The organism is Chondromyces apiculatus DSM 436, from assembly GCF_000601485.1.
GTDB classification, from domain to species: domain Bacteria; phylum Myxococcota_A; class Polyangia; order Polyangiales; family Polyangiaceae; genus Chondromyces; species Chondromyces apiculatus.
The window spans coordinates 54,706-76,319 of record NZ_ASRX01000057.1 but is presented as its reverse complement, the minus strand read 5'-3'; the positions used below and the strand labels follow the sequence as shown (position 1 = coordinate 76,319).

The window sequence follows — 21,614 nt, the reverse complement described above, 5'->3', positions numbered from 1 at the left end:
GTGCTCCGCCAGGCGCGCCACCAGGGCCACCTCCGGGCGCGCCACCAGGACCACCTCCGGGCGCTCCGCCAGGTGCTCCACCAGGACCGCCACCAGGACCACCACCCGGTGCTCCGCCAGGCCCCGGTGCTCCGCCAGGACCACCTCCGGGACCGCCGCCAGGCGCGCCACCAGGGCCACCTCCGGGCGCTCCGCCAGGTGCTCCGCCAGGCCCCGGTGCTCCGCCAGGACCACCTCCGGGACCGCCGCCAGGACCACCGCCGGGTGCTCCGCCAGGTGCGCCTCCGGGGCCGCCACCAGGTCCACCGCCGGGACTACCCCCAGGACCGCCGCCAGGCGCACCTCCAGGTCCACCGCCGGGACCGCCGCCAGGCGCACCTCCAGGTCCACCGCCGGGACCGCCACCGGGTGCTCCGCCGGGTCCACCGCCAGGCGTACCTCCAGGTCCACCGCCAGGTCCACCGCCCGGACCTCCGCCAGGTCCGCCGCCCGGACCTCCGGAGGTGGGGATGGCGCGGAAGCCGTCGCGCACGCCGGTCGCGTTGGACCGGCCTCCGAGGCCGAGGGTCACCACCTTGTAGGGCACGCTGTCAGTGACGGTGGTGATGGCTTTGGCGACGCCGAAATAGCCGTTCTGCTCGGCGATGGTCGCGATGTAGCCGGCCGCCTTGTCGAGGGCGAACACGGCAGCGTCGATCCTGTTCCACAGGGTCCAGCCGAGCTTGAGGGGGCCGGTGTACAGGCCGAGGAGCGTCCCCGCCCAGTCGACGACCTCGCGGCCGTACCAGAACCAGGGCGCGACCTCGCCGCCGACGCGCTTCGGGAGCACCTGGATCTCGTCGCCGCCGTAGAATACGGAGACGCAGCCGTCGAAGATCTTGCCCGAGCACTGCGTCTCCATGTCGAAGCGCGCGGCGTTCAGGGTCTCGATGTAAATGGTCTTGCAGCCGAAGGCGATCTTCTGGCCGGTGTGACAGTCCACGAGGTCGGTCGCGCGGGCTCCCTTCAGCGTGTAGGAGCCGACGAAGACGCTGCGCGCGCCCTGGATGATCTTTCCGTCGATGTTCCCCGTGAAGAATTTGCTTCCCAGGAATTCGCCGAGGCTCGATCCGAACGCGGTGGCCGACAGGGCCGTGCCGACCGCGGCGACGACGAGGAGCGCGGCGCCGCCGGAGAGGACGGTGGCGGCGACGAGCGCCACGCCGACGACAGCGCCGAGCACCGCGCCCGCGATCGCGCCGGCGAAGGCGCGCGTGTGCGCGATGGGGTCGTCGATGCGCGCGGCTCGGTCTTTCTTCGGGTCATCGGCCATGGGGGACTCCGGGTTCTGCCTCTCGGGGGCCGCGTCGGGGCGGCGGCGCTAGTTGCCTCGGGGCCGGGGGCGCAGGGTGGTCACGGCTTGCTCGAACATGGCGTCGAGGTCGGCCTGGAGCGCGACCGGGCCGTGCACGGCGAGCACCAGGAACGAGGGCTTGAAGACGAGGCAGAGGCTGCGCTGGTAGGAGACCTGGTCGCCTTCGCGGAACGTGGCCACGGTCTCGATGCTGGGCACGCCCGCGGTCAAAGCCTCGGCGCGGCGGGTCAGCTCGTAGAAGGGGAGCTGCCGGCGCTGCTCGACGAGGCGCGCTTCGACGAGCGCCGAGAGCGCCTTGCCTCCCTCGGGGGTGCGCGCGAGGACGAGCCGCATCAGGCCCTCGGGGCGGCGGTATTCGAGCATGTTGACGCTCCCGTCGGTCCAGCCGGCGGGGATGTCGAAGCCTGCTTCTTGCGTGTGGTAGAACGGCATCGTCGACGGCCTCTTCCGCGTCAGTGGGTCTTCTTGAACCGCATGCTCCCGAGCAGCCGCTCCGTCTGGGCGTCGCACTGCTGGGCGGCGCCCCGCGGGGAGGTGACGGTGATGGTGAGCAGGGTGCCGTAGTGGCCGACGTAGGTCTGCCGGGCGTAGGTGGGGACGCGCTGCTGGACGGCCTGGAGGCGGGCCTCGCGCGCGGGCTGGGCGCCGACCTCGCGGTCGCGCTGGCCGAGGAGCTTGCCGCCGGGGAGCGCGGCGACGACGTCCTTGAGGAGGCGGATGGCCTGGTCGCGCACCGTCTCCTCGGTCCGCGGGTCGCGGGTGATCACCACGCTGATCGGCTGGCCCCGGGGGCCCTGGCTCGGGGAGATGAACATGTTCATGGAGCGGTCGACGTACCCGTCGGGGACCTCGAACGACACCTCGTCTGCTTCGTAGAGCGCCATGATGAATGATTACCCCAGCCGGATGACCTGGTCCGAGTGCACGCTGGCGAGCAGCGGCTCGGAGCGCGTCGCGACGATGAGCTGGTTGTCGTGCCCGAGGCGGGTGAGCGCGAGGACGAGCTCGCGGGCGTCGCCGCCGCCGAGGTGCTTCTCCGGGGTGTCGATGAGCACCAGGGACTCGTTGACGCCGGCGCGCACGAAGGTGGCGGCGAAGAGGAGCGCGTCGATCTCGCTGTCGGAGAGCTGGGCGAGGCTGTAGGCGCGGTTCTGGGCGTCGAGGAAGGCAGGGAGCATGGCGTCGCCGGAGCGGTAGAGGCCAGCGATGCGCTTGGTCGGGCAGAGCGCCTCGAAGGCGGCAGAGACGCGGCCGGGGGCCTTGGGGGTGCCGTCGGCGTTGACGTCGAGCCCGAGGCCGGCCTCGACGATGAACCGCAGGAGGGGGGCGTACTTGATGTCGTCGCGCCCGAGGCGGGTCATGCGGTCGAAGGCGTCGCCAGCGGTCCTGGAGAGGTCGATGGTGGTGCCGAGGGCGAGGCGCCGCGCGGCGTGGAAGTACTCGACCTTGCCGAGGGTCGGGTCGGGGTCGTAGGTGGAGAGGAGGGCTTCGAGGGCCGGGTCGGGCGTGGGAGGTGGCATGACCGAGCCGCCGAAGATCGACTCGCTGAGGAGGGAGCGCTTGCCGATGCCGAAACGCTCGCGCTCGGCGTTCGACAGCTCCCAGTCGACGCGGACCTTGGCGGCCGTGGCGTCGAGGCGCACCAGGCTCGACGCGGGCTGCTCGGGGCCGTAGGGCCCCACCTGCTCCTTCGCGGCGATGATCGCGTCGAGGAAGCTCGTCTTGCCGCTCGCGCGGGGGCCGGTCACGAGCACGAGGCTGAACGCCGCGTCGCTGCGCGGGTCGATGAGGCTGAACTCGCGGTCCGGCAGGCCGCGGAAGCCGTCGACGGAAAGCTTGCGGATCTTCATGGGCGGCCGATGAACCCTCTGATTTCCTGGGCGTCCGTGATCTCCGGCTGCTCGGGCGCGGTGATCGGGGAGGGCCCCGGGTTGATGTAGACGTTGCCGGACTGGATGATGATCTTGTCGAGCTCGATCTTGATGTACGAGTTCGCGCCGGCCGCGAGGACGATCGCCTTGTCGCTCCAGGTGAGGACGGTGTCCTTCGACTTGTGGGTGGTCTTGCCGTCCACCGACTGGACGAAGATGTCCTTGCCCACGCTGTGGCGCTGCTCGTTCTTGACCCGCACCTTGCGGTCCTTGCCGATGCGGATCGTCTGGTCCTTGAAGACGCTCTCGGTGTCGTTGTTGCCGACGTTGTGGGTGCGGTCGTTCTGGATGTTCATGCGGGCGTCGTTCTTGACGAGGCCCGTGAAGTCCTTCTGCGCCTGGAAGCGGACCAGCTCCCCGCCCGCGCGGTCCTCGAACATCAGCTCGCTGTAGCCGCCGTTCGAGGGGGAGCTGTTCGAGCGGATGCCGCTCTGCGTCTTGTTCTGCGGCAGGGCGTAAGGGACCTTCTGGAGGTTGGTGTAGACGCGGCCGACGATAACGGGGCGGTCCGGGTCGGCGCTGAGGAAGTCGACGATCACCTCCTGGCCGATGCGCGGCAGGTTCATGCCGCCGAAGCCCGCGCCGCCCCAGGGCTGGCTGACGTGGATCCAGCAGGAGCTGTCCTGGTCCATCTTGCCCTCGCGATCCCAGTGGAACTGGACGCGGACGCGGCCGAACTCGTCGACGTGGATCTCCTCGCCAGCCGGGCCCACGACCGTGGCGCTCTCGCAGCCGTCGGCCTTGGGCTTGGGGGTGATGAGCGGGGGGCGGTAGGGCGACTCGGCGCTGCGGGTCTCGACCTGGTGGGACCAGGCGCCGAACGAGGTCCCCTCGTAGACGGCGTCGACGACGAGGAGCCGCTTCTCCAGCTCGCGGCGGGGGTGGTCGGCGATGGTGAAGACGGAGCCGGGGCGGACGTCGATGGCGTTCACCTTCATGGTCACCGACTTCGCCGAGGCGCGCTTCGCCTCCAGGCGCTGCCGGGCGATGCGCGAGGCCTCGGACTCGTCGTGGCGGGCCGGGCCCCTGTCGTCCGCGCTCGGGGTGGGCTCGCGGCCGTCGGTGCGGAACAGGAAGGCGCCGGGCACGTAGTGGAACCGCTCCATGAGCTGCTCGATGGCGTTGCCCGAGGTGCTCGTGCCGTGGAGCTTGTAGCTCGCGGGGCGGCGGTAGTCGTGGTCGAAGATGGTGTAGCGCCCCGGCCGCGTCTGCTGCTGGATCCGGACCTCGGTCACGAAGTCCTCGTCCTTGTCGACCATGGGCCTCTCGATGAACTGGATCGGGCCCCGGGGCGGGTTGTCCTGCGGCGCGTCGTTGAGGACCATCTTGGTCTCCTCGCCGACCTGCTCGAAGTAGTAGGTGATGCCCGCGTCCTCGAGGAGCCGCGACACGAAGGAGAGGTCGCTCTCGCCGTACTGCACCCGGTACTTGCGCTTCTTGTAGGCCCCCTGGTCGACCCTGAGCTCGTGCTCGACACCCCACTCGCCGAGGAGCTTCACCACGATCTCCAGATCGGAGAGCTGCTGGAAGATCCGGTAGTTCCGGCGCTGGGTGAGGAACCACAGGCGCGGGACGAGGGTCAGCTCGTAGGTCGACAGGCCCTCCTCCTCCACGACGGAGGCGACCTGCTGGATGCGGTTGCACACGCCCGACCAGAAGCGGTCGGCGCTGGCGACGAGGCGGTTTCTGTGGACCCGGAACAGCGCCGGCCTGCCGAGCACCGCCTCGAAGTCGATCTCGGGGTTCGACGACATCGCCGTGATCACCACCTCGAACAGGTTCGAGAAGCGCTCGCGGATCTTGAAGGAGCGGACGTCGAGCACGTCGCCCGAGTCGACCTTGAGCTCGAGGTTCGGCTTCAGCATCTCCGAGACGAACGAGCCCACTGCGCTCGCGACCATGACCTCACCTTTCTCGCTTCTCGCGTGTCTCGCGTGTCTCGCGTGTCTCGCGCGTCTTGCGCGTCTTGCGCGTCTTGCGCGTCTTGCGCGTCTTGCCCAGGGAGGCGCCTCGGCGCCTCCGGAGGGGTGCCCGAGTCTACACGAGCGCCGGCGCCCTCGGACCCCTCCGCGCGCTGCGAAGAGGCCGATCCGATGGGCGCATCAGCGGGTGGTGCTCCAACGGACCTTCACTTTTTCTCGCCAGGCGCGCCTTGACCTGCCTGACCGCCCTGTCGCATCCTCCCGCCGCTTCGTCTGAACCCCCCCTGGAAACCGCCCATGTCCATCCAGATCCGTGAACACACGCCGGGCCGCGACGTCGATGATTTCATCGCCGCAGGCCACGAGGTCTACCGCTTCGATCCCGCCTGGGTGCCGCCGCTCGACTTCGAGATCAAGCAGCGCCTCTCGCCCAAGCACAACCCGTTCTTCAACCACGCCGACGTCGCGCTCTTCACCGCCTGGAAGGACGGGCGCGTGGTCGGCCGCTGCTCGGCGTCCGTGGACCGCGAGTACCTCCGGGTGTGGAAGGACGCCACGGGGTTCTTCGGGTTCTTCGACACCATCGACGACCAGAACGTGGCCAACGCGCTCCTCGAGACGGCCGAGAAGTGGCTGCGCGACAGGGGCATGAAGCGGGTGATGGGGCCCTTCTCGCTCTACCCGAACGAGGAGGTCGGGGTGCTCATCGAGGGCTTCGAGTACCCGCCGGTGATCATGATGGCGCACTCCCGCCCGTACCAGCAGCGCCTCGCGGAGGCGGCCGGCTACGAGAAGGAGAAGGACCTCTTCTGCTGGCGGTACACCGACCGGCTGGAGTTCCCGAAGCGGACCCTGAAGGCCTGGGAGCAGATCAAGGCCCTCCCCGAGGTGAAGCTCCGTTCGGTCGACATGTCCCGCTTCGACGAGGAGATCAAGACCATCATGGAGATCTACAACGACGCCTGGGAGGGCAAGTGGGGCTACGTGCCCGCGCTCCCGGACGAGATCGAGAAGATGGGCAAGGACCTCAAGCTCATCGTCGACCCCGACATCGCCTTCATGGCCGACGTGAACGGCAAGTCCATGGGCATGTGCATCATGCTGCCCAACATGAACGAGGCGATCCGCGATCTGGAGGGCAAGCTCCTGCCCTTCGGCTGGGCGAAGGCGGCCTTCCGGCTGAAGGTGAAGCACCCGCGGTCGTCGCGGCTGATGCTCCTCGGGATCCGCCGCGAGCTGCGGAGCAACGTGAAGCGCTACGGCGGCCTCTCCGCGGCGATGTACGTGGAGGTCGCGAAGCGCGGCATCTCGAAGGGCTACCGCTGGGGCGAGCTGTCGTGGACCCGCGAGGACGACGCCCCCATCAACCTCGGCATCCGCTCGATGGGCGCAGAGCTGTACAAGAAGTACCGCGTCTACCGGAAGGCGCTGTAGCGCGCCTCAAGCCTCACGCCTGCCGGCGGAACACCAGGACGTGGTTGTTCGCCGGCAGCGCCGTGATGGCCTCGTTCACGAAGCCTGTCTCGGTGGCGAGGCGGGAGAGATCGTCGATGTCCCGCACGCCCCACGCGGGGTTCTGCTCCTTCAGCGACGCATCGAAGGCCTCGTTGCTCGGCGCGGTGTACCTGCCCGAGAAGCAGTAGGGCCCGTAGAGCACGAGCACCCCGCCCGGCGGCAGGATGCGCGCGGCGCCCCGGAACAGGCCCTCGCAACTCGACCAGGGGGAGATGTGGATCATGTTGATGCACACCACCGCGTCGGCGGAGGTGACGGGCCATGACGCCGAGGCCGCGTCGAGCAGGACCGGTGGCGCGACGTTCGAGAGCCCGGCCTCCGCGCGGTAGCTCTCGATGCTCTCCAGCGCGGCAGGATCGGCGTCGCTCGGCTGGAAGGTGACCGTGGGCAGCGCGGAGGCGAAGTGGATCATGTGCTGCCCTGTCCCGCTCGCGATCTCGAGCACCCGAGCGCCGTCAGGCAAGAGCGGGCGCAGCACGCCGAGGATGGGGGATTTGTTGCGGTCCGCGGCAGGGGCGATGCGCTTCACGGGACACCCGCTCTACCACCGCGAAGCCGGCGCGGACAGCCCTCGTCCATGAGGCGTCGCAGGATGCGTCGCTGGTGTAGGCGTCGCAGGATGCACCGGACGACGTCCCGATCCAGGCAACGTCGCCCGCGACGGCGCGATCCGGGCAACGTTGCCCGGATCGCGCAGTTCGCGCGGATGCGACGCGATTCGTCCTGATCTCGCGCGATCCGCGCGGCCGCGTCATCTGGCGGCGCATCTGTTCGACGCGCGATCCCACCCGCAGGACCGCTCCAGTGCGAGGACGCGCACACCGGAGCTGCGCGGCCCGGTCGTTGGACTGGTCGTTGCACCGGTCGTTGGACCAGTCGTCGTCCGACGCTGCACCGCGACGCCATCGCGCCGTGACGGCGTGCCTTCCCCTTATCCGCGCGCCCACGGCCCCGAGATGCATGCGACCATCTCAAGCTTCCGCGGTGCGCCCCCCGGAGCGAGCCCTCATGCACCCGAAGACATTGCGCCATGGCCTCTTTGGCTTCGTCACTGGCCTCCTCGCCGCGTCGAGCGCGGGAGAGGCCCTCGCCAATGCACCGAGCGCGGGCAGCATCCACGGCTCCCTGCCGTACGATCGCGCCTACTTCGCGCGCCCTCACAACACCTACAACCCCAGCAAGTTCGGCAACCTGGAGGACGCCCTCCAGCTAGGCTTCCGCGCCCTCGAGATCGACATCCACGAGTTCCCGAACTTCTACTTCCAGTTCCCCGTCAAGCACAGCGCCGGTGACCCGGACAACGCCAACAACTGCCAGGGGGATCTGCGGGCCTGCCTGGCCAAGATCCGCACCTGGAGCAACGCGCACCCGGGGCACGAGCCGATCACGCTGCAGATCGATCTGAAGGTCGGGGTGAGCAACGCCTTCGTCGCCTGGAGCGATCTGCAGCACAGCATCTTGCACCACCAGATCGGCGAGGAACTCGGCACCAAGCTCTTTCGCCCCAGAGATCTGCAAGACTTCACGCAGTACGACAACATCCGCGCCGGGGTGTACTTCAAGGGCTGGCCGACGATCGACGCGCTACGCGGCAAGGTGATCGTGCTGATCATGGGCGGGCCCATCAACGACAAGAACGACAACCAGGAGAACTACGTCCGGATTCACCAGGGGGACGCCAACTTCTTCGTGTGCCCCAATGCCGGCAGCGCGGGCGACTTCACCTACCACGGCAACGCGGACGACTTCGACGAGTACGACACCAACAAGTGGGTGATCTGCGGCAACGTCGAGGCAGGCAGCGGCTGGAGGCACCTCGCGAACTCGGCCAACAACAACCGCCAGCTCATGAACCTCTGGGGCGGCAGCCTGTTCGATCAGTTCCACACGATGTACCTCGCGGTCGGCTGGGGGGCGTCGATGATCAGCCGCGAGAGCTTCAACACCTTCGGAGGGAAGCTCCCCTACATGGGGGTGCGGCGCTCGGTCCCCGTCGAGTTCAACCTCGCCAACGAGAACAGCGGTCTGTGCCTCGACGTGGCCAACGCCTCCTACCAGAACGGCTCCGACATCATCCAGTTCCACTGCAACAGCGACGCGAACCAGCGCTGGATCTACACCGACGAGACGCAGCTCCTGAGCAAGGGCAACAACGCCTACTGCTACGACATCGACAGCGGCGACGGCGACCGGGGCGACAAGCACCACATCTGGCGCTGCGACGGCGGCGCGAGCGAGAAGTGGCGGCTGCAGGAGGACGGCTCCTGGGTCGGCAAGGAGAATCGCTGCATGGACGTGCCGAACAGCAGCACCTCCCCCGGGGTGCAGCTCTGGCACTACGACTGCAATGGCACGAGCGCCCAGCGCTTCGACATCTTCTGAGTACTGCGTACGGCAATTCAGGGACCTTCGGTCCCTACGCTCCCGATGGTACTGCGTACCCTGGAGCAGGGACCTTCGGTCCCTACGCTCCCGATAGTCGCTACCCCCGTGGCTTCGCTCGAACGACGAGCCGAGGACCCGGGGCGGACCTGGGAAAGGGAGCGTGCAGCGACGAGGCGCGCGGTCAGGGAACCGCGGGGTAGGATGCGCCGTCCACTGCGACGGAAGACCCTCCCGATGCCCGCCAAGACCCGCACCACCAAGGCCACCAGAGCTCCAGCCACCACGTCTACCAAGCCTCGGGCGACGAAGACCGCGAAGGCTCCAGCCACCACGTCTGCCAAGGGCACCGCCCTCAGCCTGCGCGCGCTGAACCGGGCCACCCTGGCGCGGCAGATGCTCCTTCAGCGGGAGAAGGTCACCCCCGCCGCCGCGGTGGAGCGGCTCGCAGGTCTTCAGGCGCAGCTCGCGAGGCCGCCCTACCTGGCCCTGTGGTCCAGGCTCGAGGGTTTCCAGCGCGAGCAGCTCTCCCGGGCGATCGCGGACCGCACCCTCGTCCGGGGGACGCTGATGCGCGCCACCCTGCACCTGGTCAGCGCCCGCGATTACCGCCGCTTCCGGCTGGGGTTCCAGCCCTTGCTCACTCAGGGGATGCAGGGCGTGCTCCGCGAGCGCGCCACGGCCCTCGACATCGACCGGCTCGTCGCCGAGGCGCAGGCCTTCTTCGAGGAGCAGCCGCGCACCTTCGAGGACCTGCGCGACCACCTGGTCGGCCTCTTTCCAGGCGGAGACGAGCGGGCCATGGGGTTCGCGGTGCGCATGCACCTGCCGCTCGTGATGGTGCCCACGGACGACACCTGGGGCTACCCGGCGAACGCGGACTTCGCGGTGGCCACCTCGTGGCTCGGGGGGCCGCTCGATACGGGGGACGCCTCCCAGGCGCTGGTCCGGAGCTACCTCGGCGCGTTCGGGCCGGCGACGGTGGCAGACATGCAGAGCTGGTCGGGCCTGAAAGGCCTGCGCGCCGTGGTGGAGGCGATGCGGCCCGAGCTGCTGGTGCTCGTGGACGAGCGCGGCAAGGAGCTGTTCGATCTGCCAGACGCGCCGCGCCCCGCCGAGGACACCCCGGCTCCCCCGCGCTTCCTCCCCGATTTCGACGCCCTGATCCTCGGGCACGCCGATCGCACGCGGATCATCGCCGACGAGCACCGGCCTCTGGTCTCGAAGGCGACGAACCTGCGCATCCTGCCCACCTTCCTCCTCGACGGCCGGGTGGCGGGCACGTGGAGCGTGGCGCGCAAGCGGAAGACAGCGACGCTCACCCTGGAGCCGTTCCGCGCCCTGGCGAAGGCCGAGCGCAGCGCGCTCGACGAGGAGGGCCAGGCCCTGCTCCGGTTCGCCGAGCCGGACGCCAGCGCCTTCGAGATCGACGTCGCCAAGTAGGCGGCGCCTCTCTCGGCGCTTCCCTCGGCCTCTCCCCTGGCGCCTCTAGCCCACGTCCTCGGTCTGGACGCCAGCCTCGGCGAGGAGCGCCCGGTACCACTGCGCCGCCTCCGCAGCCCTCCCCGGGAGCGCCCGCGTCCCCCACAGCACCGAGACGGTCCGCGTGGTGTCGTCGTTCGTCTTGGTCCGCTGCGCGTCCTTCACGCCGTTGGCGCAGGGCCCCTCCGCGTCGAAGAGGCAGAGCAGCCCCCCGAGCGCGATGGTCTGCCCGGAGGCGTTGAACACGTACTCCGCCCCCGCGGGCGCCACGCCGACGCGCAGCGGCGCCTTGGCGCGGTCGAGATCGACCACGCTGATCGGCAGCCCGCTGTGCAGCGACACCACGTTGCAGGCGTCGACCGCGAGGTTGATGGTCCCGAGCGCGCCGTCGGTCACCGCGCGGATCAGGTACTCCGACGCGGGCTTGCCGCGGCCCGTGGGCTTGTAGCCGCCGTGGCGGAGCAGGTCCCGGATGGCGCCCCGCACCGCGTCGTCCGCGCGCATCGGCGCCGGGGCCTCCGGGGCCTCAAGGGCCGCCAGGGACAGGAGACCGCGCAGCGCCTCGCCTGCGGGCATCTCGCCCAGGCGGCGGGGAAAGGTGGCCGTGAAGGCGGCGATCTCGAGGAGGGGGTGCGGGTCGACGGAGAGCGTCAGCATCGACGCCCCCTCTATCACGGCGCCGCCAGCGCTTCGTCGACCTGTCGCACCCACGCCCGCTTGCCATCGAAGACGGCCACCAGCTCGTGCACCGGAGACGCACCCGCGGCGAGGAGCTCGGTGGCGTAGGCGCGGAAGTCGGACTGGCCGAGGGCGGGGACGAAGGGTGTGCGCGGGCCTCGCAAGGAGGCCGGACTGTCCCCGACCCTCGGGACCGGGTCAAGCGCTCAGGGCAGCGCGTTGAACTGGGCGATCATCTTGGTGAACACCGCCGGGGTCACGCCCATCTCCAGGTGGCCGTAGGGCAGGCCCTCCTGCTTCGACTTCGACGTCTTCTGGGTCGAGGTCCAGCCCTGGGTGAGCTGATCCCGCGCCGCGATGCTCACGTCGAAGAGCACGCCGTCGCCGTGCGGATCGCTGGAGGGCGTCGCCATGCCGTCGATCTCGAAGATGCTCCCCGGCTGGCCGGACGAGGTGCCGTGCAGCACGTAGAGGTAGTCCACGTTCGGGCTGAGGCCGCGGCTCTTCAGCCGGTTGATGAAGTTGCCGCCCATCTCCGTGGTCGCCTGGATGCCGATGCCGCCCATCAGGTCGTACGTGCCGTAGCCCCAGAGGTACGACTTGGCCGTGGCGGCGTGGTAGTACGCATGCTTCGCGGTGCAGGGCGAGCTGCCCGGCGTGTACGCGTGCTGCCGGCAGGCGATGTGGCCCGCGTCGTCGTCGACGTAGCCGCCGAGCACGTAGGGCGGCACCGGGTTGTACCCGAGCTTGATGGACATCCAGTCGCGCCACTTGGTCTCGTCGGTGTCGAGGGTGGACCAGTCGTAGCTCACCGGATCGTCCTGGCGGTTCGGGATAGGGTAGTAGGACCGCAGATCGTAGGCCGCCTGGAGCTGGCCGAGGTACGGCGAGACGTACTTGCCCGACTCGTCGACCGAGCCCCACATGGCCAGGTTGTACTTGTCGAAGCTGAACGACGACGCGGTGACGCCCTGCTCGGTGTTGAGCACCTTCAGGCTCTTCGCGTAGACGGGCTTGCCGGTCGTGTCGAGGCCGGTGATGTTCGAGGTGTAGATGCGGGTCCAGAAGTCCGGCCACATCCCGCCCCGGTTCTCGCAGACCGAGTAGGCGTAGGGGTTGCCCATGGGCAGGTCGTCCGGCGAGTCCGAGTAGCCCCAGGTCACGCACTGCACGGCCGACATGAAGCTCCAGGTCACCGGCCCCTGCCCGAGCGGCGCGTTCTCGGCCGTGCTGTAGATGAGCAGCGGGTTGTACGGGTGGCGGAAGTTCAGATCGATGCCGAGGTGCGGCCCCGAGAGCGCCACGTAGGTGCGCACGTCCTGCCGGAAGGCGGGGACCTGCTTGGCCTGCTCCGCGGCGATCTGCTCGAAGTACTTCGTGCCCCAGTCGGTCCACGAGGAGACGTTGGCGAGGTACAGGTCCACCGGGAGCACGCCCTTGCTCCAGGCGACCACGTTGACCTTGCTGCGCCCGGTCAGCGCCTTCACCCGGGCGATGGCGTTCGCCAGGTTGATGGCGTGGTTGAAGTTGTCGCCGTGGAAGTTGCCGAAGGTGACCGCGTACGTGCAGATGTTCGCGTCCTCCAGCGCCTTGACGAAGCCGTCCTTCTGCGTCGTGCCGGGGTAGGTCTGGCCGCTGCCGTTGTCGCCGTTCGGGCGGATCCAGACGTTGCCGTTCTGCATGGCGCCGTGGACGAGGAGCACCGGCGCGCGGGTCGTGCTGCAGTTGAGCGCCGCCGTCTTCGGCCCGTGGTGGAGGAGCACGTAGCGCGCCTCGGGCCGCGTCGGCCCCTTGTCCGGGCAGGCGCCGGTGCCGGTGGCACAGGCGTTGTTGTAGGCGAGGTTGAAGCCGTCGACGAGCTGCTGGTTCAGCGCGCCGTTGTAGGTGCGGAGCGGGTACTCGCTGCTCTGGAAGGTGTCGCCGTTCCGGAGCTTCTGCACGCGCAGGTTGTAGCCCTCGGTGCGGTACTTCTGGCGCCCTTCGAGCAGCTCGGTCTTGCCCCACGACCAGCTCGGGGGCGTGGTGCTCCCGATGACCCGGTAGCCGTCGACGTAGCCGCCCGTGGTGGCCGCGTCGAAGTAAGCGCTGACCGGCGCCGTCACCGTGAGCGCGTCCGCGTCGTCCTCGACCACCTCGTCGTCCTGCGGCGCCGTTTCGTCGCCCGGAGCCACGATGCACCCCACCGCAAGCAGCGGCAGCAACGCTGCCAGACTCAAGGATGTTCGGCGAAAGGCCCCCGCAACTTCCGCGCACCGCTTCGACACCTGCATAGAACCTCCTGGTACCCCGGGCGGCGCGACGGCAAGTCGCGTGCCGGGTGCGATCGCCCACCCTACACGAGCGGCTAAGTCAGGCGACGCATTCTTGGGCTGAAACGTGCCGGGTGGAGGCGCACCGATCCATCTGGATCCACATCGCCTCTGGATCTGCGCTGACTGGATCCAGAGCGCACCACGAGATCGCGCCGTCACGCTTACGACCTCGCCCCGTCACGCTTACGACCTCGCCCCGTCACGCGCACCGCACGCTCACGCCGCCGGCCGCATCACCTGCCGATCCCACAGCGCGAAGATCAGGGTGCCCACCACCGCGATCAGCATCGTCAGCGTGAACATCTCCCGGTAGCCCGCGGCGCGGATGATGGCCCCGAGCAGCGGTCCGCCGAGCAGCATGCCGCCGTCGAAGAGGGCGGTGTAGATCGACAGCGCCGCCCCCCGCTCCGACGCCGGCGCCCGGGTCACCACCAGTCCCAGCACGATGGGGAACCCGTAGCCGTGGCCCACGCCACAGAGCACGCCGGCGAGGAGGAGGACGAGGGGCTCCGGGTCCGTGGCGAGGAGGCCCAGCCCCCCGGCGAGGAGGAAGAAGCCAGGGATGAGCACCCGCTTCGGTCCGATCCGCTCCGGCAGCGATCCGAGCACGATCCGGAGGCCCACCGCGGTGAGCGCGTACGCGGCGAAGAAGCCGCCCACGGAGCCCGTGCCCCGCGCCATGACGTACGTCTTGAGGAAGGTGGAGGGAGCGACGACGACGATCGCGAACGAGATCCCCACGAACCAGAGGGGCAGGAGATCGCGCTGGACGAGGGCGGCGACGAAGCCGCGGGAGGGGGGACGATCGGTGTGGAGGACGGGGGCCGGCAGGGGCAGCGAGACCAGGAGCCCGACCGCCGAGAGGACCGCGGCAGTGATGAACAGGGCCGAGTACGGCGCCCGCGCGAGGATGAGGTCCCCGAGCAGGCCCCCGAAGGCCATGGGGAGCATGCCGGAGACGCCGAAGAGCGCGATGCCCTCGATGCGCCTCGACGCAGGGACCACCTCGGCGGCGAGCGCGAAGAGGGAGGCGAAGAGCATGGCCTCCGAGACGCCGTGGACGATGCGCACGACGTAAGTCCAGGGGCCGATGCCGTGCACGGTGAGGTACAGCGCACACGAGAGGGTGGCGAGGAGGCCGCCCCCGAGGATCACCGGCCTCGTCCCCCGGCGATCGATGGCGCGCCCGAGCGCGGGGCGGGCGACGATGGCCGTGGCCGCCGTGACGCCGTAGATGATGCCGATCCGGTCCTCCCCAGCGCCCTGGAGCTTCAGGTAGCCCGGCAAGTGCAGGTAGAGATGAAACGCCATCGCGTGCATCAGGTGCGCCACGAAGGCGAGGAGGAACGGGCGCGTGAGCAGCGGCTCCCGGGGCATGGGCGGGCGGAGTCTAGTCCGCAACGCCCGTCGCGATAGGGGCACGCGCGCAGGTGTACCGGGACACCTCACAGGAGGGGGTCGCAAGCCCGGCCATGGTGTCGTAGATTCCGCCGCTCTCATCGGCTTAACCAGGAGATCCCACGCCATGGCGACGACGAGCGAGCGCGGCGCGAGCACACCGGCCAGGAGCCCGGCCGACGCGAGCGCCTCAGGCTCGGCTGCTTCCAACTTCATCCGCGAGATCGTCGACGACGACCTCCGGACCGGGCGGCGCGACCGGGTGGTGACGCGCTTCCCCCCCGAGCCGAACGGCTACCTCCACATCGGCCACGCGAAGGCCATCTGCCTGAACTTCGGGCTCGCGCGTGACTACCAGGGGGTGTGCCACCTCAGGCTCGACGACACGAACCCCACGACCGAGGACGTGGAGTACGTGGAGGCCATCCAGCGCGACGTGCGCTGGCTCGGGTTCGACTGGGCCGACAAGCAGTTCTACGCCTCCGACTACTACGAGCGCCTCCACGGCTTCGCCGAGGCGCTGATCCGCCGCGGCAAGGCCTACGTGTGCAGCCTGAGCGAGGAAGACACCCGGAAGTACCGCGGCTCCGTGAGCGAGGCCGGGACGCCGAGCCCCTACCGCGATCGCAGCGTGGAGGAGAACCTCGACCTGCTCGGGCGGATGCGCAAGGGCGAGTTCAAGGACGGCGCCCACGTCGTCCGCGCCAAGATCGACATGGCGAACCCGAACATGAAGATGCGCGATCCGCCGATCGTGCGCATCCGCCACGCACACCACTACCGGACCGGCGACGCCTGGTGCCTCTACCCGCTCTACGACTTCGCCCACGCGCTCTCCGACTGGATCGAGGGCATCACCCACTCCATCTGCACGCTGGAGTTCGAGAACAACCGGGAGCTGTACGACTGGTTCCTGGAGGCGCTCGATCTGCCGAACCGCCCCCGTCAGTACGAGTTCGCGCGGCTGAACCTGACCTACACGATGATGAGCAAGCGGAAGCTGCTCCAGCTCGTGGAAGAGAAGCACGTGAACGGCTGGGACGATCCGCGGATGCCGACCCTCGCCGGGATGCGCCGCCGCGGCTACACGCCCGAGTCCATCCGCAACCTGTGCGAGCGCGTGGGCGTGGCCAAGACGAACAGCATCGTCGACGTGGCCCTCCTGGAGCACGTGGTGCGCGAGGATCTGAACCCGAAATCCCCCCGGGTGATGTGCGTGCTCCGCCCCCTCAAGGTGGTGATCGAGAGCTGGCCCGAGGACCACGTGGAGGAGCTCGACGCCCCTTACTGGCCCCCTGACGTGGGCAAGGAGGGCTCCCGCAAGGTGCCACTGTCCCGCGAGATCTTCATCGAGCGCGACGACTTCCTGGAGTCCCCGCCGAAGGACTGGCACCGGCTCGCCCCCGGGCGCGAGGTGCGTCTGCGCCACGGCTACGTGGTGACGTGTACCGGGGTGGAAAAGGACGAGGCCACCGGGGAGATCAAGGCGCTGCGCTGTACGCACGACTCGGAGAGCCGGGGCGGCGGCGGGAAGAAGGTGAAGGGAACCATCCACTGGGTGTCCGCACGCCACGCCGTGGAGGTGGAAGCGCGCCTCTACGATCGGCTCTTCGACGTGGAGCAGCCCGGCTCCGGCGATCTGCGCGCCGAGATGAACCCGACGTCGCTCACCACCCTGCGCGCCCTCGCCGAGCCGAGCCTGAAGGCCGCGAAAGCCGGCGACCACGTGCAGTTCGAGCGCCTCGGCTTCTTCTTCGTCGACCCCGTCGACTCCCGCGACGGCGCCCCCATCTTCAACCGCACCGTCGCCCTGAAAGACACCTGGTCCCGCCAATCCTCCGGCAGGGCCGGTGCCAACGAGGGGGCTGCGCCCCCTACGCTCCCGTTGGTCGCTACCCCGGAGAGCGGGAAGCAAGCAGAAGACGGCAAGGCGGCTGCGCAGAAGGGAGCGCAGAAGGCGGAGGGGAAGGCTGCGGCGCCGAGGGTGAGCGCCGAGCTGTCTCCCGAGGCGCAGGTGCTGAAGGACGCGCACGGGATCACCGGCGAAGAGGCGCGCATCCTGGCGGGTGACGCAGACCTCAAGGCGCTCTTCGAGGCCGCCGTGGCCGCGCACCCCAGCGCCAAGGCCATCGCCCGCTGGGTGGTCAACGAGGTGCGCCGCGAGCTGAAGGGCGCGAGCGCCAAGGCCCTGCCCTTCTCCGGAGCCGCCCTCGGCGAGCTGGTCTCCCTCGTCGAGGCCGGCACGCTCTCCGCGCCCCTCGGCAAGGAGGTGCTCGCCGAGCTCGCGCGCGAGGGCGGCAGCCCCAAGGCCATCGTGGAGAAGCGCGGCCTCACCCAGATCAGCGACACCGGCGCCGTGGAGGCCGCCATCGACGCCGTGCTCGCCGAGAACGCCGACACCGTGGCCCGCTTCCGCGCCGGCAACCAGAACGTGCTCGGCGCCCTGGTGGGCATGGCCATGAAGAAGACCGGCGGGAAAGCCAACCCCAAGCTGGTCAACGAGCTTCTCCGCAAGAAGCTCGGCGCGACCCCCGCCTGATCTCCCCACGCCGAGGGGCATCCCACCGGACGCCCCTCCACACTCCCCCACCCTTCAAAGCTGCATCGACGTCATGGCCACGGCCTCCGGCGCCATCGCCAGCCGCTCCCCCGTCGCCGTCACCTCGCTCCCCACGAGCGGCTCCCGCCGCGCCGTCAGGATCTCGCACCCCGACTTGGTCACCACCACGGTGTGCTCGAACTGCGCCGACAGCGACCGATCCTTGGTCATGATCGTCCACCCGTCGGCCAGGTGCTCGATCTCGTGCCCCCCGTAATTGATCATCGGCTCGATGGTGAACACCATCCCCGCCTTGAGCCGCAGCCCCGTCCCCCGCTTCCCCACGTGCGACACATCCGGCGGCCCGTGCATCGTCCGCCCGATCCCGTGCCCCACGATCCCCCGCACCACGCTGCACCCCTGCCCCTCGGCGTACTGCTGGATCGCCGCCCCGACATCCCCGAGCCGCGCCCCCTCCTTCACCTCCGCAATCCCCAGCTCCAGCGCCCGCCGGCACACCTCCGTCACATGCCGCGCCTCCTTCGAGGGCGTGCCGATGTAGAACGTCGCCGAGGTATCCCCGTGGAAGCCATTGAGGTGCGAGGTGATGTCGACATTGATGATGTCCCCCTCCTTCAACCGCTCCGGCCCCGGAATCCCGTGGCACACCACCGCATTCCGGCTCGTGCACACGCTCTTCGGGAACCCGTGATACCCGAGCTGCGAAGGCTTCGCCCCCCGCCTCAGGGTGTCCTCGTGGACGATGGTGTTGATATCGTCCGTGGTCATCCCGGCCTTCAAAAGCCGCCCCACATGGAGCAACTGCTCCCCGGCAATGCGGCCAATCACCCGCATCGCCTCGATGTCGCGCATCGACTTGATCTCAACGCTCACTGACCCACCTCTTCCTGCTCCTGTCCCTGTCTCTGCCCCTGTCCCCGAGCCTTCCCGTGCCCCGCTTCCCGCGGTGGCCGGTGCGCCACCGAGCGCACCTCCACGAGCACCCCCGCCGCACACCGCGCCGCCGCCGCCGGGTGCGCCGTGATCCCCACCTGCGCCCCCACGATGGCCCCCTCCATCAGCAGGTAGAGCGCATCCGCCGTGCACTCCGGCTCATCGAGCCCCGCCTCCGCCACGAGCCCCCCGATGAACCCCCGCAGCCACCCCTGGTGCGCCCGCACCACCTCCCACGCCGGGTGCTCCGTCCCCCGCAGTTCCACGGCCGCATTCAGCGTCGCATCCCCGTGGAACCCCTCCGTCTCGAACCAGTGCCCGAGCACATCGAAGATCGCCAGGATCCGCTCCGGCGCCGTGGGCGCCACCGCCTCGACCGCCGCCGAGAACCACGCCCGCCACTGCGTCCCCTGCTCGTCCAGGGCCGCCGCCACCAGCGCGTCCTTCGAGGGGAAGTGCTTGTACAGCGTCATCTTCGCCACGGCCGACGCCGACACCACCGTGTCGACCCCCACCGCGTGGATGCCCCGCTTGTAGAAAAGGCTGGCCGCCGTGTGGAGGACCCGGTCACTCGCCGGTGAAGCGCACATGAAGGAAGCGTATACAGACCGGTCTACCTCCAGGTCAAGGCAGACCTGTACAGACCGGTCTACTCACTGCCTGCCTGCGCCTCCCGCGGCTTTGATATCCTCACGGCGTGGAAGTGATCTCGGCGTGCCCCCTGCAGGTGGCCTCGGTGAGATGGCAGCCTCGACGAGGGAACACCGCGCTGACCGTGGTGTGCAAGGCCACCTACCGGCTCGCGCCCCATCTGTCGCCGCTCGCCGAGGAGCAGGAGGCGCCCACCCCGGAAGACAGACACTGGGACGGCAACCCAGCCCGAAGTCTGGTTGCCCCGAGCGACCTGATCCCCTTCAAGCTGCGCCCCGAGGTGCTCGTGGTCGGGCATGCCTTCGCGCCCGGAGGCCGGCCGGTGCATTCGCTGCTGGCGTGGCTCCAGGTGGGGGAGGTGCGCAAGGGTGTCGAGGTATGGGGCGACCGGGCCTTCTCGCCAGAGGGTCAGCTCTCGGAAACCGCGCAGTTCACCGCGATGTCGCTGTGCTGGGAGAAGGCTGCTGGAGGGCCGGGCACGTCGAATCCGCCAGGGATGCCTTTCGAGGCGCCCGACTGGCGGGGCGTGGTGCCGGTGCCGAACCTGCAACCGCGCGGGAGCCACGTGGCGTGGCCCGAGGATCGCTTTCCGCCCATCGGCTTCGGTCCGCTGGCCCCTGACTGCCCCACCCGAGCCGAGCGGTCGCCGCGAGGCTGGGCGATCGCGCGGTGGTCCGAGGCGCCGCTCCCGGAAGGGCTGGACGCGGGCTGCTTCAACGCGGCGCTTCCGGATCAGCACCTGGAAGCCTTGCAGCCAGACCAGGAGATCCTGCTGGACAACCTGCACCGCGAGCATGCGCGGCTGGCGACGCGGCTGGCGAAGGTGATCCCGCGCGCCGTGGCGGAGCGGGCCGACGGGGCGCACGAAGAACTGCCTCTCGTGGCGGATACGCTCTGGATCGACACGGACCGGGGCGTGTGCACGCTGGTGTGGCGCGGGAACATCTGGCTGCGGCACGCGCAAGAAGCAGGGCAGGTGGTGGTGCGCGCCGAGGGAGCGGGGGTGGAGGCGTGGGTAGCCACGCACCGAGAGGCGCGCCGCGGAAAGATCCAGCCGAACGCAGATGAAGAGGACACCCTCTGGAGAACGCCGCCACGTGCAGGCGTGACCATCCTGCTCGGCGCGGAGCAAGACACGCGCGCGCACGCGGGAGGCGAGCACGTGGCACGAACGGCATCCGCCCCCTTGGAGGGCCCGTCATCGACCCCTGTGCTTCCCTTCAGGGCGGCCACGCAGCTCCCGGCGTCGGATCAGGCAGTCGCCAGCGTGCCGAGCGTCGCGAGCGCGACGGAGGAACGTCCGCGGTGGGCGCTGTCGGCCGCATCGCCAGGACAGACCGTGAGCGCCCCTCTCCTGGTGCCCGGAACCCGGGTGCTGCCCTTCCAGAGCCCTCTGGAAAGACCTCCAGATCCGGACCGGAGTGTTCTCGCCGCAGCCACCTCTTCTGCGGCCACGGTGCCGCTTCGAGCGCTGCCGGTTCCGCTGTCACCCGCAGCGCCAGAGATGCCGCCAGCGCTCCTCTTCCCGGCACCATCTCCGGCACCACCGCCGGCTACGCAGGCAGCCCCCGCGTTCCCGACGTTGCCTGCCGCTGCTCCGCCTCCCGATCCGGAGCACGTCTCCCTGGAACGTTGCGCGACGGTTGCGGCCTCGCTGGCGAGGCGGCGCCCGGAGCGGTCCAGCATCCTCGAAGAGCATGGCCTCACGCCTGCGGCGTGGGCGGCTGTCGAGGCGCACTGGGCAGCGGCCATCAAGAGGGAGACCACCTGCGGAAAGACGGCGCTGCTCAAGCGCTTCGACGAGGCATACGTGGCACAGCTCGAGAAAGAGCGCGGCCCGCTCCTCGTTACCGATTACGCGCGGCTGGTGATCGGGTCCGAGCGGGGCAATGTCGGAGAGATCCTCGCCGAGCTGACGCTCCCCCGCGAAGCGCTGATGCGTATCGAACGGCTGTGGCTGGACAGAACCCTCGAGGACGTCGAGCTTTCCCGCCAGGTGCGGAGGGCGGTGAACGAGGCGCGCGAGGTGTAGCGCGCGACGCTCGACAGGTCAGCGTGCGCGCCCGTCACCGCGCGGGGGGAAGCGGCGCAGGATCACCCGCTCGACGGTCGCGGTGGCTCCTGGCTTCCCGCGGATGGCGAGCACAAGCTGTCCGGACCGTCCCTTCTCGTGCACGGCGAACCCGTGCATCACGGCCGACCCCCAGTGATCCCACGGCACCCCGAGGAGCTGCGGCTCCCCGTAGCGCGCCACGACCTCGGCCCAGGGGATGGTCTCCGGCTGCGCCAGCGTGAGCTGCACGCCTGACAGGGTGTCCGCGGGATGGTTGATGCGCTCGAAGACCACGTCGCGAAACCGCGGTTCGTGCGGCGTGGCGCGGGCCATGAGCGCCTTCGGATCGTTCATCACTCCGAACTTCGCCTGCGCCTCCGCCTCGCCGAACGTCGGCTCGAACCAGCGCGCAATCCAGTCCACGAGCTCCGACGTGTTCATGG

General features: G+C 69.6%; 18 protein-coding genes. 5 read left to right on the top strand and 13 right to left on the bottom strand.

Annotated features, from left to right (window positions below; translation table 11 throughout):
- From CAP_RS55235 to CAP_RS30435, 5 genes are all read right to left on the bottom strand, one after another.
- A partial coding sequence (locus CAP_RS55235; protein WP_503129129.1) for a PAAR domain-containing protein occupies window positions 1–1,312 on the bottom strand: 1,312 nt, incomplete at its 3' end.
- 48 nt (window positions 1,313–1,360) lie between these two features.
- On the bottom strand, window positions 1,361–1,786 hold the full coding sequence (locus CAP_RS30450; RefSeq protein ID WP_044247246.1) for a DcrB-related protein: 426 nt from the start codon (window positions 1,784–1,786) through the stop codon (window positions 1,361–1,363).
- Between the two features lie 20 nt (window positions 1,787–1,806).
- Window positions 1,807–2,238 (bottom strand): DcrB-related protein, encoded by a 432-nt coding sequence (locus tag CAP_RS30445; RefSeq protein WP_044247244.1) that lies wholly within the window; start codon window positions 2,236–2,238, stop codon window positions 1,807–1,809.
- Between the two features lie 9 nt (window positions 2,239–2,247).
- On the bottom strand, window positions 2,248–3,204 hold the full coding sequence (locus CAP_RS30440) for an AAA family ATPase (protein ID WP_044247242.1): 957 nt from the start codon (window positions 3,202–3,204) through the stop codon (window positions 2,248–2,250).
- Entirely contained in the window at window positions 3,201–5,186 is a 1,986-nt protein-coding gene (locus tag CAP_RS30435) for a type VI secretion system Vgr family protein (protein WP_052376354.1), read from the bottom strand. The genes CAP_RS30440 and CAP_RS30435 overlap by 4 nt, the downstream gene beginning before the upstream one ends.
- Before the next feature lie 318 nt (window positions 5,187–5,504).
- On the opposite strand from CAP_RS30435, the gene CAP_RS30430 reads away from it, so the two are divergent.
- Window positions 5,505–6,641, top strand: coding sequence for a hypothetical protein (locus tag CAP_RS30430; protein WP_044247241.1), 1,137 nt, complete (start codon window positions 5,505–5,507; stop codon window positions 6,639–6,641).
- A gap of 13 nt (window positions 6,642–6,654) precedes the next feature.
- Here the strand turns inward: CAP_RS30430 and CAP_RS30425 are convergent, their stop codons facing one another.
- On the bottom strand, window positions 6,655–7,251 hold the full coding sequence (locus CAP_RS30425; RefSeq protein ID WP_044247239.1) for a DUF938 domain-containing protein: 597 nt from the start codon (window positions 7,249–7,251) through the stop codon (window positions 6,655–6,657).
- Between the two features lie 479 nt (window positions 7,252–7,730).
- On the opposite strand from CAP_RS30425, the gene CAP_RS30420 reads away from it, so the two are divergent.
- Entirely contained in the window at window positions 7,731–9,104 is a 1,374-nt protein-coding gene (locus tag CAP_RS30420; protein WP_044247238.1) for a Ca2+-dependent phosphoinositide-specific phospholipase C, read from the top strand.
- Window positions 9,105–9,341: 237 nt separating this feature from the next.
- Window positions 9,342–10,547, top strand: a complete 1,206-nt coding sequence (locus CAP_RS30415) for a winged helix DNA-binding domain-containing protein (protein WP_081865420.1) — start codon at window positions 9,342–9,344, stop codon at window positions 10,545–10,547.
- A gap of 45 nt (window positions 10,548–10,592) precedes the next feature.
- Here the strand turns inward: CAP_RS30415 and CAP_RS30410 are convergent, their stop codons facing one another.
- From CAP_RS30410 to CAP_RS48910, 4 genes are all read right to left on the bottom strand, one after another.
- Window positions 10,593–11,243, bottom strand: a complete 651-nt coding sequence (locus CAP_RS30410) for a phenylalanine--tRNA ligase beta subunit-related protein (protein WP_044247236.1) — start codon at window positions 11,241–11,243, stop codon at window positions 10,593–10,595.
- Window positions 11,244–11,257: 14 nt separating this feature from the next.
- Window positions 11,258–11,428 carry a hypothetical protein gene (locus tag CAP_RS51140; RefSeq protein ID WP_156041285.1) on the bottom strand — a complete coding sequence of 57 codons (171 nt, stop codon included), beginning with the start codon at window positions 11,426–11,428 and terminating at the stop codon, window positions 11,258–11,260.
- 42 nt (window positions 11,429–11,470) lie between these two features.
- Window positions 11,471–13,480 carry an esterase/lipase family protein gene (locus tag CAP_RS30405; RefSeq protein ID WP_156041284.1) on the bottom strand — a complete coding sequence of 670 codons (2,010 nt, stop codon included), beginning with the start codon at window positions 13,478–13,480 and terminating at the stop codon, window positions 11,471–11,473.
- Window positions 13,481–13,792: 312 nt separating this feature from the next.
- Window positions 13,793–14,953, bottom strand: coding sequence for an MFS transporter (locus tag CAP_RS48910; protein WP_044247235.1), 1,161 nt, complete (start codon window positions 14,951–14,953; stop codon window positions 13,793–13,795).
- A gap of 148 nt (window positions 14,954–15,101) precedes the next feature.
- Here CAP_RS48910 and CAP_RS30395 point away from each other — a divergent pair, with 148 nt between their 5' ends.
- Window positions 15,102–17,513 (top strand): glutamine--tRNA ligase/YqeY domain fusion protein, encoded by a 2,412-nt coding sequence (locus CAP_RS30395; protein WP_081865419.1) that lies wholly within the window; start codon window positions 15,102–15,104, stop codon window positions 17,511–17,513.
- Window positions 17,514–17,567: 54 nt separating this feature from the next.
- On the opposite strand, the gene map is transcribed toward CAP_RS30395, so the two are convergent.
- On the bottom strand, window positions 17,568–18,407 hold the full coding sequence (map, locus tag CAP_RS30390; protein WP_269324763.1) for a type I methionyl aminopeptidase: 840 nt from the start codon (window positions 18,405–18,407) through the stop codon (window positions 17,568–17,570).
- Window positions 18,404–19,057: a TetR/AcrR family transcriptional regulator gene (locus tag CAP_RS30385; protein ID WP_052376352.1), complete on the bottom strand. Its 654-nt coding sequence runs from the start codon at window positions 19,055–19,057 to the stop codon at window positions 18,404–18,406. Before CAP_RS30385 ends, map begins: the two co-directional genes overlap by 4 nt.
- A gap of 146 nt (window positions 19,058–19,203) precedes the next feature.
- Here CAP_RS30385 and CAP_RS30380 point away from each other — a divergent pair, with 146 nt between their 5' ends.
- The gene (locus CAP_RS30380) at window positions 19,204–21,150 is read left to right on the top strand and encodes a DUF2169 family type VI secretion system accessory protein (protein WP_197041423.1); all 1,947 of its coding nucleotides are present in this window, start codon (window positions 19,204–19,206) and stop codon (window positions 21,148–21,150) included.
- Window positions 21,151–21,168: 18 nt separating this feature from the next.
- Here CAP_RS30380 and CAP_RS30375 read toward each other — a convergent pair whose 3' ends face one another.
- The gene (locus tag CAP_RS30375) at window positions 21,169–21,612 is read right to left on the bottom strand and encodes a hypothetical protein (RefSeq protein ID WP_044247232.1); all 444 of its coding nucleotides are present in this window, start codon (window positions 21,610–21,612) and stop codon (window positions 21,169–21,171) included.
- Window positions 21,613–21,614 lie beyond the last annotated feature (2 nt).

Coding starts and splice junctions, on each gene's coding strand:
- CAP_RS30450 (WP_044247246.1), bottom strand. CDS start 1,786: ATGCCGTTCTACCACACGCAAGAAGCAGGCTTCGACATCCCCGCCGGC.
- CAP_RS30445 (WP_044247244.1), bottom strand. CDS start 2,238: ATGGCGCTCTACGAAGCAGACGAGGTGTCGTTCGAGGTCCCCGACGGG.
- CAP_RS30440 (WP_044247242.1), bottom strand. CDS start 3,204: ATGAAGATCCGCAAGCTTTCCGTCGACGGCTTCCGCGGCCTGCCGGAC.
- CAP_RS30435 (WP_052376354.1), bottom strand. CDS start 5,186: ATGGTCGCGAGCGCAGTGGGCTCGTTCGTCTCGGAGATGCTGAAGCCG.
- CAP_RS30430 (WP_044247241.1), top strand. CDS start 5,505: ATGTCCATCCAGATCCGTGAACACACGCCGGGCCGCGACGTCGATGAT.
- CAP_RS30420 (WP_044247238.1), top strand. CDS start 7,731: ATGCACCCGAAGACATTGCGCCATGGCCTCTTTGGCTTCGTCACTGGC.
- CAP_RS30415 (WP_081865420.1), top strand. CDS start 9,342: ATGCCCGCCAAGACCCGCACCACCAAGGCCACCAGAGCTCCAGCCACC.
- CAP_RS30410 (WP_044247236.1), bottom strand. CDS start 11,243: ATGCTGACGCTCTCCGTCGACCCGCACCCCCTCCTCGAGATCGCCGCC.
- CAP_RS48910 (WP_044247235.1), bottom strand. CDS start 14,953: ATGCCCCGGGAGCCGCTGCTCACGCGCCCGTTCCTCCTCGCCTTCGTG.
- CAP_RS30395 (WP_081865419.1), top strand. CDS start 15,102: ATGGCGACGACGAGCGAGCGCGGCGCGAGCACACCGGCCAGGAGCCCG.
- CAP_RS30385 (WP_052376352.1), bottom strand. CDS start 19,057: ATGTGCGCTTCACCGGCGAGTGACCGGGTCCTCCACACGGCGGCCAGC.
- CAP_RS30375 (WP_044247232.1), bottom strand. CDS start 21,612: ATGAACACGTCGGAGCTCGTGGACTGGATTGCGCGCTGGTTCGAGCCG.